This is a genomic window from Malonomonas rubra DSM 5091 (genome assembly GCF_900142125.1).
GTDB classification, from domain to species: Bacteria; Desulfobacterota; Desulfuromonadia; order Desulfuromonadales; family Geopsychrobacteraceae; genus Malonomonas; species Malonomonas rubra.
Genome location: NZ_FQZT01000002.1, coordinates 241,138 through 256,327, shown reverse-complemented (window position 1 = coordinate 256,327; position 15,190 = coordinate 241,138). Strand labels below are relative to the sequence as shown.

The following is a 15,190-nucleotide window of genomic DNA, read 5'->3' as shown; positions in this document are numbered from 1 at the left end:
CGCCAGTTGGCGAGACTTTTTAATGGTGCTTCCGGTACTTCTTCTTACGATGCTGCCGCAGGTAAATTTAACGAAGTGAACTCGGTGAACGACCCGACCACCGGTCTGGACTGTGTTCCTTTCAACTACGGTACAGAAGCTGACTTTGTGAAAAAGGTAGACCTGTCGGTCGCCGGTCAGCTCATGGACTGCGCTGAGTGTCACGTTGGTGGCGGTGCCATGGAATATATTCCTAACACCGATCTGAATGCACGTATCCGCCTGGATGAAATGGCTACGACTAACGTTCCTGGTTTTGGTGGGACCGTTGCTGGTGCTCCTATCACTTCTGCAAGCTACACTGCTTTTAACTACTTCATCGACACCTATGATGTTGATGGCGACGGCGATACCGCTGAAGCTCAGTACATGGATTATGCCCAAGCCGGCGTTATGGAAATGGACTGCTTCCTCTGTCACCTGCCTGGTTATGATTACGTAGAGCGTCGTCACCAGATGCGTACCGGTAAACTGGGCACCCTGCCGGCTATCGGTGCTGGTTTAGCGACTGATAATGGCGCGGCTTTCGGTGCCGCCGACTTCGGTACCACTGTTGTTTACGATGAAAGTCAGCTCGATGCCAGTGGTACCAACTTGCAACTGTCTGGAACCTGGATGGATGAGAACGTTGCTGGTGTACCTGATTCCACCAACTGCGCATTCTGTCACTTCAACGAGTTCTCGGTTGACTGGAAGAAGCGTGGCGACCACTGGGCACCTGACGGCCAGGTTGACTTCCAATACGAAGTTCACTACAACCTCGGCTGCATGGGCTGTCACCAGCGTGATGCTGCTGAGCAACTGTCCTGGCAAGGTCAAGACGCTACCAGCTTGGCCGAAAATTACTCGCCGATGGCTGCAGGTTCTCTCGGTCACGACCCGGCAAAGGGTATGTACGCACAGTACAGTGGTCTGTTCAACATGAACGACAACGTCCAGTTCAAAGACTGCGTCGATTGTCACAGCAACGGAACAGCCGGCCAGTCTTACGGTGCACCTAATCCGGCTGCTGCTCACGCTGCTGCTGGCCTGACCGCTGTTGTTGCCCAAGGCCCGACTGCTGACGGCGTTGCCAAGGCAAGCCACATCGACTTCATGCACTGCTCAGCATGTCACAGCCGTAAAGCCAACTCTTATGACTGGGGTAACACTGGTAACCCGCTGATCGACGCAACCGGTAAAGATGAAGAAGGTCGTTTGACCGATCACGAGAACGATTACGTTCTTAAAGAAGACATGACCGATAACACTGGCCTGGGTTGGTTCAAGGGCAAGTTGCGTCGCATCTCCCCGTCGGCCACTATGTTCTGGCGCGACAAGAACGACTTCCCGAATACTCTGGGTGGTGTTGATGCCAACTTCGACGATCGTCCGCATGGTATGGATTCCCTGCTGATGACCGATGTCCTGGCTGTTAACGAAGACAACGGTTGGGCTTCGATTACCGAAGATCATCATGGAAATATCACTCCGGCTGATTTTGCAGAGCGTATTACTGCTTTCAACTCCTACATCGATACCAAGGCTGGCGTTGCTGCTGGTACTGCCAAGACCAAGTTCTCGATCTTCCATGTTAACTTCATGAACCAGCATGCCGTTTCCCCGGCCAACATGGCTTTCGGTGTCAACGGTTGTACCGACTGTCATGATGCTGGTGCAGAGTTCTGGAACGGAAGTATCAACACTGCTGGTGACAACAACATGATGGTCTATGGTCCGAGCACCAGCCAACGTGTGCCGTTCACCAAGGTCAACGGCTTCTCGCAAGCGTCTGACTGGCATCCGAACACCTTCGACAAGTTCGCTGCCCGGACGATCGCTATCCAGATTTCTAACGTTCCTTACGATACCCCAGTGACGGATGAAATCATCAATGTTGACAGTGATGGTGATGGTATTGCTGATACGACTGATGGAATCCTGGATACCGGTGACGGTGTCGCAGACAGCCTGACTACTCGCCCGGTTGATCGTGCCGAGATCATGTACGAAACCACCTTCATGGGTGCTGCTGACTACGCAGCCGAATATGAAGGCGGAACCATCGACTTCAGTGGTTTCGAAAAAGGTTGGCAGTTGATCGTTCAAGTGAACGACGGGACCGAGCGCCTGAAGATGGTTTCCACCGACATCGCTGACGTTGCTGGCCTGCTCGCTAACCTCGGCACCAACATGACCGACGGAACTTTCGGCTTCACCATTACTGCTAACACTGCCGGCGACGGCATCAAGGTGACTGGCACTGGCGGTAATCTGATCCGTCTGCGTGCTGGTAACGCAGCGAGCTTCGGTCTCACCCACGCAGCTTACAAGAACACCCCGTGGACTGCTGTTGATGGTCGTACCTTCAACGGTCGTGCTGACTGGGTTGCTTACCTGAACGAGCCAAAGGCTCTACCGGCAGCTGGTGAAGCAATTATCGTAGGTCTTCCGGCTACTGTAGAAGTTGGTAGTACGGTTACGTTGACTGCTGATGAAACAGCCAATGACGATGCTGGCAGTGTCAGCTACAGCTGGATCTGCAACGACACCACTGATGATCCTGAAACTCCTGATGTGAATGAGGGGATTCTGGATGGTCCGGTTGTGGACAAGACCTTCAGCAAGATTGGTACCTGGACTGTTACTCTCCGCGTTGTTGATGCTTACGGCGATCTGATCACTGTTTCTCAAGTTGTTCAGGTGACAGCACCGGCACCGGCTGCTGACATCGCTCTTGTTCTTCCGGCTGCTCCAGCTGGTACCGGGAACACAGTGCGCTTCAGCAACCTGCCGGCATCCTACACCATGCTGTATATCATCTGGGGTGATGGTTCACGTCAGAAAGTCTACCCGACCGGTTCTCCGGCCAGCGTAGATGTTGACCATACCTTCAGCACATCCAGTCGTTACTTCAATGGTACTGATTACAGGTATCTGTCGACAGTTTATGTTTACAACGGCGGAGCCCGCGTAGACATCAACCGCGAATACTTGTTTATCGCACCTTAATCGGTAGTCTAAAAACCTAAACCCTAGCCGCCGGGCTCGAAGGATTTCTTTCGGGCCCGGTTTTTTTTCTGTCTGGGTATTTGCCCAGCAAGTTTTGGGCAGGGTGGGGGATAACCCTCAGTATTTAAATTTGACCAGATTTGTTATTGGTGGTTTGTAATTTCTGTCTAACATCTTTCCCCTATCACTTCACTCTTAAAAAATCATTTATTTCAAAACCTTATCGATACGAAATTATAAAAGTTTGACGATAGGGGTGCTTGGGCATAGTTGCTGCTATACCCCTAGCCAAGCTCTTTTCTATGTTGCTGTTCGACTTGCCGATTCCTGACCCGTTAAGTGCCCCAACACTGTTACGGAAATAGAAGAGGCCCCTGCCACAAGGAGTACGTTGAAACGAGAGAGTTGGTTAGACGAGGGAGTAAGTAACAAGTTTGTTTTTAAAATGAAAAACAAGGAGACAATGAAAATGAAAAAACAATACAGAGTGCATATAGCGCTGATGGCGTGCCTGGCGGTTCTGCTGGGGATGGCCGGCGTTGCTTTTGCGCACCCGAACGTCACATTGAAAGACGCCAGCGGTACCGCAATTCCAGTAGGTGGTGATGCTGCCTACAGCCCGAAGCAAACCTGTGGCGGCTGCCACGATTACGATTCTATTGAACAACATTCCTATCACGCCCTGATCGGTTCCAACGAACTGAAGGGTTTCAACCCTTACAACCCGGATCATCCAACTGACAAATACCTCAGTGGCGTCGCCACTAAGGGCAAGTCCTGGGTCCAGAGTCCTGGTCACGTCGGCAAGTGGTGACCGCCTTCCGGGCGCCAGTTGGCGCGTATGTTCAAAGGGAATGGCGGAATGACTGCTTACAACGCTGCTGAAGGTAAATATGATGTCGTGAACTCGCTGCTCGATACCGTTTCCGGTGAGCAGGCCGTTCCGTTCGATTACGGCACAGAAGCTGAATTCATCAAGAAGGTTGACCTGTCGGTTGCCGGTAACATCATGGATTGTGGTGAGTGTCACGTCGGTGGCGGCGCCATGGAATATATTCCGCATCCTGACATGACCAAGCGCACTCCGCTGGTCGACCTGGCCACCACCGGTGTCGTCGGTTTCGGCGGGACTGCTGGTGTTGCTGCTCCGATCACTGCTGCAAACTACACAGCTTTCAACTACTTCATCGACAACTACGATGTTGACGGTGATGGCAACAAGACTGAAGCTCAGTACATCGATTACGCCCAGGCCGGCGTCATGGAGATGGACTGTCTGATGTGTCACCTGCCTGGCTACGACTATGTTGAGCGTCGTCACCAGCTGCGTACCGGTAAACTGGGTTCTCTGGCTGCTATCGGTGCCGGTTTCGCATCCGATAACGGTGCTGCCTACGGTACCGCAAATTTCGGTACCACTGTCGTTTACGACAACGTACCTGATAACGGCAGCAACCTGCAGCTGTCCGGCACCTGGATGGACGAGAATATCGCTGCAGTGCCTGATGCCAACAACTGTGCATTCTGTCACATGAACGAGTTCTCGGTTGACTGGAAGAAGCGTGGCGATCACTGGGCACCGGAAGGTCAGTACGACTTCGCTTACGAAGTCCACTACAACCTCGGCTGCATGGGCTGTCACGAGCGTGATACCGATACTCCGCCGTCTTGGGTTGGCTCCGATCCGACCAGCCTGGCTGAGAACTACGTCGCCCAGGGCCTCGGTTCTCTCGGCCATGATCCGGCTAAAGGCATGTACGCTCAGTACAGCGGCCTGTACAACAAGAACGATAACGTTCAGTTCAAGGACTGTGTCGACTGTCACGTCACCGGAACTGAAGGTGGCCAGGCTTACGGCGCACCGAACCCGACTGCTGCTCACGAAGCTGCTGGTCTGAACGCTGTTGTCGCCCAGGGTGCCAACACCATGGACGGTAATGCCAAGGTCAGCCACATCGACATGATGCACTGCTCCACCTGTCACAGCCGTAAGATCGATTCCTACGCCTGGGGTAACACCGGTGCTCCGATGATCGACGCCACCGGCGCCGACCATGACGGTCGCCTGACCGATCACGAGAACACCTACGTGACCAAGCCTGACATGACCGACCAGACCTCGCTGCAGTGGTTCAAAGGCAAGCTGCGCGCTGTTCAGCCGTCGGCCACCATGTTCTACCGCGACAAGAACGACACCCCGGCACTCGATGCCAACTTCGACGGCCGTCCGCATGGTATGGACGCCCTGCTGATGACCGACGTTCTGGCCGTGAACGCAGTTAATGGGTGGAATGCGATTTCCTACGATACCCATGGCAACGTAACTCAGGCCGACTTCGCAACACGCCTGGGTGCTCTGGCTACTTACATTGAAAACAAGGCCGGTGTTGCTGCCGGTACCGCCAAGATCAAGTTCTCGATCTTCCACGTTAACTTCGCCAACCAGCACGCTGTTTCCCCGGCTCAGTACGCATGGGGTTCCGGTGCCGGTAACAACCCGCTTGACCCTGCTGATGACAACGTTGACACCTGTACTGATTGTCACAGCTCCGCTTCTAACTTCTACAACGGCTTTGTTGACACCACTGGCCCGACCGTCATGAACTACGGTGCGTCGACCAGCCAGCGTGTACCGTTCACCAAGGTTAACGGTTTCTCCCAGCCGACCGACTGGCACCCGAACCAGTTTGACAAGTTCGCCAAGCGGTCGATCGCGATCCAGATCTCCAACGTCGACAACGGCAATGGCGGTTTGACCACTCGCTCGGTACAGAAGAGTGAGAACGCGTACGAAGCAAGCTTCATGACCACCGCCGATTTCGCCCCGAGCTACACTTCTTCCGGCGCAATCGACTTCACTGGTTTCGAAAAAGGTTGGTTGCTCAAAGTCCAGGCGCGTGAAATCGCTACTGGTACTGTGACCACTCGCTCCAAGGCCGTTGGTGTTGGCGGTGGTGCTGCTGATGTCGCCAACGTGACTGAGCTGCTTGCCAGCCTCGGTACCTTCACTTCTGATTTCGAGTTCACTGTTACTGCTGATGGCGCAGGAACCGGTATTACTATTACTGCTGACCCTGGTTACGAAATCAAGCTGGCTGGTGGCGTAGACAACTCCGCTTCCTTCAAGCTGAGCCACGCTGCTTACCAGCCTGCAACCTGGACTGCTGTCGACGGTTCGACCCACACCGGTCGTGCCAGCTGGGTTGCTTACCTGGATAGCATCGACAGCTCCGATCTGCCGGCAGCAGGTGAAGCAATTATCGTAGGTCTTCCGGCTACTGTAGAAGTTGGTAGTACGGTTACGTTGACTGCTGATGAAACAGCCAATGACGATGCTGGCAGTGTCAGCTACAGCTGGATCTGCAACGACACCACTGATGATCCTGAAACTCCTGATGTGAATGAGGGGATTCTGGATGGTCCGGTTGTGGACAAGACCTTCAGCAAGATAGGTACCTGGACTGTTACTCTCCGCGTTGTGGATACTTACGGCGACCTGATCACTGTTTCTCAAGATGTTCAGGTGACTGCACCGGCTCCGGCTGCCGACATCGCTGTGGACTCACCGTCTGGCCTGGACAACTCGGTAACCTTCAGCAACCTGCCAGCTCACGACATGCTGTACATCATCTGGGGTGACGGTGCCCGTCAACGTGTCTATGACACTGCCGCTTCGGTAAGCGTACCGCATAACTTCAGTGCTTCTAGCCGGTACTTCGACGGTAGCAACTACAACTACCGTACGACCGTCTACGTCTACAACGGCAGCACTCGCGTAGACATTAAGCGTGAGATTCTGACGATTGCACCTTAATCGACAGTCTTAAAATCTAAACCCTAACCGCCGGGCCCGAAGGATTTCCTTCGGGCCCGGTTTTTTTTGTCTGGGTATTTGCCCTAAAGGAAATGGGCAGCAGGGGGTATCCCCAGTTTTTGTGAGTGAATTTTTTTCATGGTAAGATTTTTGTTCGCACATGTTGCTGTTGAAATAAATTTATATATCGAAAATCTCCTATTCTTTTAGCTGGTTATGGATTCTGTTCGGGAAAGTACCGTGAAATCTGGACATAGGCATAATTGCTGCTACAACGCAGTTAAGCCCTTTACCGTTTGCATGAAATCGCTGACTTCTTTCGGTCATGTGCCCCAACACCTGATCGGTTTTGAAGGCAGCTCCTGCCACAAGGAGACACAGGAAAGAAAATTTCATCAGGAGTGGGAATTTTGCAGTTCGTGTTTCGAAATGAAAAAAAGGAGATGATGAAAATGAAAAAAAGTTATCGCTTGCAACTGGCGGTGCTGTCCTGCCTGGCCGTTTTGGCCGGCCTGACAAGTACATCCTTTGCAATGGACCACCCGGAAGTTCAGCTGCTTGATCACAATGGATTTCCGATTGCAGCTGCTGCCGGTGCTACGACCGCTTACAGCTCGATGAAAACCTGTAATTTCTGTCACGATTCAGAAATGATCGAAAAGCATTCCTACCATGCCCAGATCGGAACCAACGAAATGAAGGGTTGGATGGCTTTCAACCCGAACAGTCCGGACAAGTACAAGGCTGGTGTTGCTACCAAGGGTAAATCCTGGGTTCAGAGTCCTGGCCATATCGGCAAGTGGTGACCGCCTTCTGGTCGCCAGTTGGCGAGACTTTTTGAAGGCGCATCCGGTACTTCTGCTTACAACGCTGCTGCAGGTAAGTTCGACGAAGTCGATTCGACTCGGGATCCGGCTACCACTTACTGGTATGTCCCCTTTGATTACGGTTCAGAAGCAGAGTTCCTGAAGAAGGTTGACCTGTCTCTGGCCGGCAACATGATGGATTGCGGTGAGTGCCACGTTGGTGGTGGCATGATGGAGTACATCCCGTACAAAGATACCCTGCCGCAGACCAATGATTATGAAAGCCGCGTTTCTCTGCGTACTATTTCCACAACTGGTTTTTATGGTTTCGGTGGTGATCCGCTGGTAGCAAATCCGATCACCGCAGCCGACTATACTGCTTTCAACTATTTTATCGATACCTACGATGTCGATAACGATGGTGACAAAACTGAAGCCCTGCACATGGATTACATCAAAACTGGTGTCATGGAAATGGACTGCCTGTTGTGTCACCTGCCCGGTTACAAGTACGACGAACGCCGTGAGGCTCTGCGCGACGCCAAGATCGATGCAAGCCGTGCTATCGGTGCCGGCCTCGGAACTGATAATGGCCTGACCTGGGCTGACGGAGCTGCTCCTCCGGCCGGATACGGTACCACTGTTGTCTATGATATGAGCCAGTTTATTATTGACGGCAACGGTAACCTGCGTATTCCCAAGGCCTGGATGGACGAGAATGTTGCCCCGACTCCTGATTCCACCAACTGTTCCTTCTGCCACATGAACGAGTTTTCGGTTGACTGGAAGAAGCGTGGTGATCACTGGGCGCCGAATGGCCAGTATGACTTCCAGTATGAAGTGCATTACAACTTCGGTTGCATGGGCTGTCACGAGCGTAAGCCGACCGCTCTGCAGCCGGATGATCCAAACGAACCGAATCTGCTCCCGGATGGCGTGACTGCCAACCCGGCCGCTGAGTACACCTCTGTTTGGGGTGGACCTTATCCGGAAATGGGCGATGGGCTGCTCGGTCACGATCCGGCAAAAGGCGATTCCCAGTATAGCGGTCTGTACAACAAGAACGACAAGGCTGCTTTCAAGCAGTGCCAGGACTGTCACATCAATGGTGCCGGTGGTCGCGAATATGGCGCACCGAATCCGACCATGTCCCACGCTGCTGCCGGCCTGACCGCCAAGATCGCTCAGGGTAACACCGCTGACGGCGTTGCCAAAATCAGTCACATCGACATGATGCATTGTACCGCTTGCCACACCCGTAAAGCGAACTCCTACGATTGGGGCAACACTGGTAACCCGTTGATTGATGCGACCGGCAAAGACGCTGCAAACCGTCTGACCGATCATGAGAATCCGTACGTCATGAAGCAGAACATGACCGACAACACTTCGCTGGCATGGTACAAAGGCAAGATCCACCGCGTCTCCTCGTCGGCTACCATGTTCTGGCGCGATAAGAACGACACTCCGGCTCTCGATGCCAACTTTGACGGCCGTCCGCACGGCATGGATGCCTTGTTGATGACCGACGTTCTGGCTGTTAACGAAGATAACGGCTGGGCTTCGATTACCGAAGACCATCATGGCGACGTGACTCCGGCCGATTTCGGTGAGCGGATTACTGCCTTTAACTCCTACATCGAAAACAAGGCTGGCGTTGCTGCCGGTACCGCCAAGACCAAGTTCTCGATCTTCCATGTTAACTTCATGAACAACCACGGTGTCTCCCCGATCGAGCTGTCCTGGGGCATCAACGGTTGTACCGACTGCCACGATGCCGGTGCCAACTTCTACAACGGCTCCATCGACACCACCGGCGACAACAACACGATGGTCTATGGTGCCAGCACCAGCCAGCGGGTTCCGTTCACCAAGGTCAACGGCTTCTCACAGCCGACCGACTGGCATCCGGGACAGATGGACAAGTTCGGTGTTCGCACCATCGCGATCCAGATTTCCAACACTCCGACCACCTGGGATGATGATGGCAATGCCGTTACTCCTGAAGTTGCTGCTCTGACCACCCGCCCGGTCGAGCGTAGCGAGAACATGTACGAAGCAGCCTTCATGGGCAAAGCTGATTTTGCCGATGAGTATGAAGGTGGCACTATCGACCTGAGCGGTTACGAAAAAGGTTGGCTGCTGATGGTCGAGGTTGAGGATGAGTCCGACGGTTCGGTCGCAACCTACACCAAGTCGGTTGGTACTGACGTCACCGATATGGCTGGCCTGATGGGTCAGATCAGCAGCCAGTTCAAGGATGGTACTTTCGGTTTTGTTGTTGCCTTGAATACTGCTGGTGATGGCATCAAGATCACTGCAGAGCCTGGCTACAACGTTCGTTTGCAGGGTGGCATCGACAACTCTGCCAGCTTCGCCCTGAGCAACGCAGCTTACAAGGCAACTCCGTGGATTGGTGTTGACGGCACTGTCGCTAACGGTCGTAGCGAATGGGTTGCTTACCTGGACGGCATTGATGAGAACGATCTGCCTGCTCACGGCGTTGCCGATGCAGGTGCTGATCTTGTCGCAGAAGTCAGCGTTCCTGTCACTTTGGCAGCGAACGAAGTGGTCAATGCTGGTGTTCCGAGTATCAGCTACAGCTGGATCTGTAACGACCTTGCCGACACTGTCTATGAAGGCGCAAGTATTGAGAAGACCTTCGATACTGTCGGTACTTACACCTGTAACCTGCGTGTTGAAGACGCTTACGGCGATATCCATCAAGATGCCGTTCAGGTTCAGGTGACTGCACCGGCTCCGGCTGCTGACATCGCAGTCGTAACCAGTAACCCGGCCGGCACTGGTAATACTGTACGCTTCAGCAACCTGCCGGCAACCTACACAATGCTGTACATCATCTGGGGTGATGGTTCACGTGAGAAAGTCTACCCAACCGGTTCTCCGGCCAGCGTAGATGTTGACCATACCTTCAGTGCTTCCAGTCGGTACTTTGTTGGTCCTGATTACAGATACCTGTCGACTGTTTATGTGTACAACGGCGGTGCCCGCATAGACATCAACCGTGAGTATCTGTTCATTGCTCCTTAATTGACAGGATTGATACCTAACCCCTAACCGCCGGGCCCGAAGGATTTCCTTCGGGCCCGTTGTTTTTGAGGAAGCGTTCTGGTGATTTGCGCAAGCGGGGTGGGGATATGCCCGGTTAAATGCCCAGATTGCGATTTCAAGACAGATGGAATTCTAGCTGCTGCCGACATGAAGGACAGTATTTTCAATAGATTTGCTGATAGGGACATAAGATACGGTAATGAGTCCAGTCTGGAACGGACTTTGCTGTTCATTTAATCGGGGGAGTTTAATCCACTAAAATTACAGTAGAAAATGAAAAGTTATGCGACTAAAGGAGGCTCCGGATATGAACAGATTTGTCGTCGCGTTGTTAGTTTGCCTGTTGCTTGTGCAAATGATGCCTGCCCCAGTCTTCGCAGGAGCTCCGCAGCTTCAGGCGCAGGGGAAACTGCGCAGCTGTGAATCCCTGACAACGGGTGTTACCGTTGATAATGCGGGGAACCTCTTTCTTTCCAAGGCACGCCTGCAAACAATATCCAAATTCGATATTTACGGACGAAAACTGGAGCATTTTACCCCTCTGCAGATAGGTGAGGGTGGGGTTGCTGTTTCCCCGATGGGGAACATTGTTTATGCCGCAGCGGGAAAAAGTGTTCTGACGATTGATGGTTACTCTGGAGAGGTCACGGGTCGCCTCGGTGCTGAAGAAAACGAATTCGACTGGGTCACTGGCCTCGAGCTGGATGATCGCGGTTACATTTACGTCGCTGACAGCGGTTCACGCAAGGTGCGGATCTATAATCCGGCAGGCGAATTTCAGAGTGAATTTGCTGGCCCTGGGGAAGATCTGGGGCAACTCGGATTTCTCTCGGCCATGGCGATTAACCTGTCGGCCGGTGAAGTCTGGGTGGCTGACAACCTGGCTAAAGGCGTAACCCCCGGCCCCAAAATTGTCGTTTATGATCTTGCTGGCCAGTTCTTGCGGGAGATTCCCGGCTCTACAGGTTTCGGACAGGAGCCGATCGGCAGCTTTTCAGCTTTGACCTTTGATCATCAGGGGCGAGTTTATGTTCTTGATGGCGAAAAGAATGAGATCAGGACCCTCGATCCACGGACCGGTGGTGCTTTGACCTACGACCAGTTCGGCCCGTTCGATAAACGGCTGGTTGGTCACTCTTCGTTGGCATTCGACCCTGCGACCAGTCGCTTGTTTGTTGGCAGCGGCCAGGAAGTTTTCATTCTGGGGGTCGATGGTGCCGTACAGGTATTGCCACAGGCGAGGCGATAGGGGTTTAACGATTTTTCGTTTGAGATATCAGAGGCAAGAGAAGGGGTTGTCATGAAAATACGGACACTAAAATGCATCCTGTTGCTAGCGTGCGGGGTGTTGCTTCCTTTAGCTGCTTTCGCGAGGCCGGTGCACGACTTTTCCTGTGAGGATTGTCATAAACCGGATATCAGCTTTACTGAACTTGGGCATGCCACAACCAACGTCTGCCTACAGTGCCATAACGATAAAATCGCGGTGTCCGATGCCAGTAACCTGTTCAGCAGTTATCCCGTCGGGGTGACTCCCGGTTTGCAGAATTCTCATATGTGGGCTGCGGCGGAAGATAATTCAGCTGCCGGGGCAAATGCTCCGACCAGCCCGGAATTTTATGGCCGCTACTCGGTCAGTCGGGGCCTGGTGACTTGCTCTCGTTGCCATGACCCCCACGGGGCGAGCGATAACCAGAACCTGTTACGGCTCGGCAGCGTGGAATCGGTTTGCCGTGAGTGTCACAGTGCCTGGGCGGGGCCGGTCAGTCATGCGTTGGGGACTCATCCGCTGGTGGCGGATTATGCTGCCGTGGCCGTGCCACAACCGGATAGCTACCTGACGACACCGAATAACGGTGGTGGCCAGGGTTCAATCGCTCTGGTAGATGGGGGCGTCGGTTGTTCTTCCTGTCATGCCGCTCATTTTGTCGATTCCGATTCGGCAACAGCCGATATCGCCGGTGCGGTGCAAAGTGCCGGGGATGGACGGCTGCTGAGAGCTGATGGTGCCCAGGGAGACCAACCATCGGCGCTTTGCCAGGCCTGCCACACCTATAGACATCATGGTGACGGCAGCGGCGAACAGATCGGCTGCTTGAGCTGCCATTCCGGCCATGCATTTAATGCTGGTAATCCCAATTACTATGTGTTGCGTGCCAGTGTGACGACCTCCAGCTACGGCACTGTGACCGGGTTGGATTACAGCGGCAGCGCCGCTATCGATGATGCTCAGAAGCACAGCCTCTGGAACGATGGGGTCGATGGAACGGCGGACGGTTACTGTGAGAAGTGCCACGGCGACGCCAAAGATATCATTGGCCATTCCAGTAGCGATATCTGTACCGAATGCCACGCCCACAACGAATCTGGGGCGATCTACAGTTTCGAAGGAACCGGCTGCTCCGGCTGCCACCTTGGTTCCGGAGATGTCGATGATTACGTTTTCGGTAACGGGACCACCGCGCAGGTGGACCAGGCGCAGTGGAACGCCACCGGCCACGGTGGGGCAGGCTTTGATTCCTGCTACTACTGTCATGGCGAAGCCGGCCACGACGACCCTACCAACCCTTTCCGCTTGGCGAACACCACGGGTCCCGATGGTCCGAACGGTGTCTGCTGGAGTTGTCACAAGACCGGCTCCACAGGTTTTGATCCGGATGGCAGCGGCCCGGTACCCCTCGTGAATGGCTCCAGCAAGGCCGACAGCTATCACTACGGCAGCAAGCATGGCAATAGCGATAAGGGAGGGCGTTTCTGCTGGGACTGCCACGATCCGCATGGTGACAGCAATATCGTTATGGTGCAGGACCTGCTGGCAACCCGTTCCGATGATTTCGGTCTGCCGGTTCAGACAGCTCCGGTTGTTTTTACCAGCAACTCCACAGGAACCGATTTTGCGAAATCGAGCGCACCTTATGACGGCATCTGTAATGTCTGTCACAACGGGGCGGACCATTACACCTCGAATTCCGGTGATGGGCATAATGCCGGCTCTGTCTGTACAACCTGTCACCCACACTCGGTGGATGACGCGCCAAATCAGGCCTTCGCGCCAGCAGGTGGTTGCGTTGATTGCCACGCCGGGCCACAGGATAATGGTGATGGAGTGCCGGTTGGAGGTCGCCGCGGGATGATGGCGGAGTTCCCCCTGAGTAACGCCCATGCCCACTATGGTAACGAGCTGAACGACGATACCTGCCTGGTTTGCCACAGCACGGCGACCCACATGAATGGATACGTCGAGCTGGTCGATCCGGACAGTGGAGCATTGTACAGTTTTGTTCAGCCGAGCGATCTGACCAGCGATCCTGACCTGTCGAATTTCTGTGCCAACTGCCACGATGCCAACGGCGCGGCGCGGCTGGCCAGCGCACTCAATCCTTTCGGTAACGGTAATGTCCCTCCAGATGTTGCCAGCAAGTTCCTTGGTAGCCTGCAGTGGAACGAATTCTATGGCGATATCTGCTTCGGTTCCGAAGGCAGCCAGCGTCCGAGCAACAGTCATCACGACATCAGCGATGCCGATCAGGCTTTCGGCAGTTCGAAGATTGAGTGCCTCGATTGTCACGGTGCTCACACCTCTGCAGCGTCTCAGCCGGTGGCCGATCCCGACAACACGTTGGTTGCCTGGAGCGGGACCAGTAATGATTTCTGCCTTGCCTGTCATGATGGCGGCAGTGACCCGCTCAATTACGATATGCCGACGGGAGTCGAACAGCACACTTTCTACACCCCGGTTGTTGATCCGGTAAATACGCCAGGCACCAGTTGTGGTACCGGGATGATCTACGACTGCAACGATCAATGCATCGACGAAGCCCAGTACGCCAGCTGGATCGGCGATGGAACCTATTGTGATGACGGCGCTTATGGGGTCGATTTCAACTGTGCCGAGTTTGATTACGATGGCGGCGACTGTACCGGGACTGACCCCTGTATCGGTAATGATTGCCCGTCACTGGCCGGCATCGACTCCTGCAACGGTTACAATCGCGATCCCTGGTGGATCGGTATCAGCTGGAGTAATTCGGCTCACGGTGGTGGGTCGAAACGGAGCTGGCCGGGTTATGTTCTGGATCCGCAGGCACCGAGCTACGTGCTTGACTGTATCAGCTGTCACGATCCGCACGGTTCCTACTCAGCGACCAACCCGACCGGCAACCCCTACATGATCCGTGATTATGTCGATGGCTCTGCTTTTGTCGATGATGGCAACCGCGACGATCCGACGCTGGGACCGGTCTGGACCTACGGCAGCGCCGGTCCGGTTGTTGTGCCGGTTGAGGTCGGTGGCAGTGGGCCGGACATGACCTCGCTCTGCGTCAAGTGTCACGCCAAGTGGCAGACTGCAGACACCTTCTATCATCAGGACTGCAACGCCTGTAACAACTGCCACAGCCACGGCCGGGCGTTCGGTGAAAACGATTGGGAGGGGGGCGGCAATGCTCCATTCTGCCCATGATGATGT

7 protein-coding genes are annotated in these 15,190 nt (G+C 54.1%); all 7 read left to right on the top strand.

Going from position 1 to position 15,190, the window contains the following annotated elements:
- Positions 1-6: 6 nt before the first annotated feature.
- Positions 7-3,030 (top strand): PKD domain-containing protein, encoded by a 3,024-nt coding sequence (locus BUB13_RS04025; protein WP_139249306.1) that lies wholly within the window; start codon positions 7-9, stop codon positions 3,028-3,030.
- A 469-nt stretch (positions 3,031-3,499) separates the two neighbouring features.
- Positions 3,500-3,844 (top strand): hypothetical protein, encoded by a 345-nt coding sequence (locus tag BUB13_RS04020; protein WP_072905851.1) that lies wholly within the window; start codon positions 3,500-3,502, stop codon positions 3,842-3,844.
- Positions 3,845-3,892: 48 nt separating this feature from the next.
- Complete coding sequence (locus tag BUB13_RS04015; protein ID WP_072905849.1) at positions 3,893-6,844, top strand: PKD domain-containing protein; 2,952 nt, start codon at positions 3,893-3,895, stop codon at positions 6,842-6,844.
- Positions 6,845-7,296: 452 nt separating this feature from the next.
- The gene (locus BUB13_RS04010; RefSeq protein ID WP_139249304.1) at positions 7,297-7,650 is read left to right on the top strand and encodes a hypothetical protein; all 354 of its coding nucleotides are present in this window, start codon (positions 7,297-7,299) and stop codon (positions 7,648-7,650) included.
- Positions 7,651-7,668: 18 nt separating this feature from the next.
- Complete coding sequence (locus BUB13_RS04005; RefSeq protein WP_072905845.1) at positions 7,669-10,701, top strand: PKD domain-containing protein; 3,033 nt, start codon at positions 7,669-7,671, stop codon at positions 10,699-10,701.
- Positions 10,702-11,029: 328 nt separating this feature from the next.
- The gene (locus BUB13_RS04000) at positions 11,030-11,971 is read left to right on the top strand and encodes an NHL repeat-containing protein (RefSeq protein ID WP_072905843.1); all 942 of its coding nucleotides are present in this window, start codon (positions 11,030-11,032) and stop codon (positions 11,969-11,971) included.
- Between the two features lie 51 nt (positions 11,972-12,022).
- The gene (locus BUB13_RS03995; RefSeq protein WP_072905841.1) at positions 12,023-15,184 is read left to right on the top strand and encodes a cytochrome c3 family protein; all 3,162 of its coding nucleotides are present in this window, start codon (positions 12,023-12,025) and stop codon (positions 15,182-15,184) included.
- The last annotated feature ends 6 nt before the right edge of the window (positions 15,185-15,190 follow it).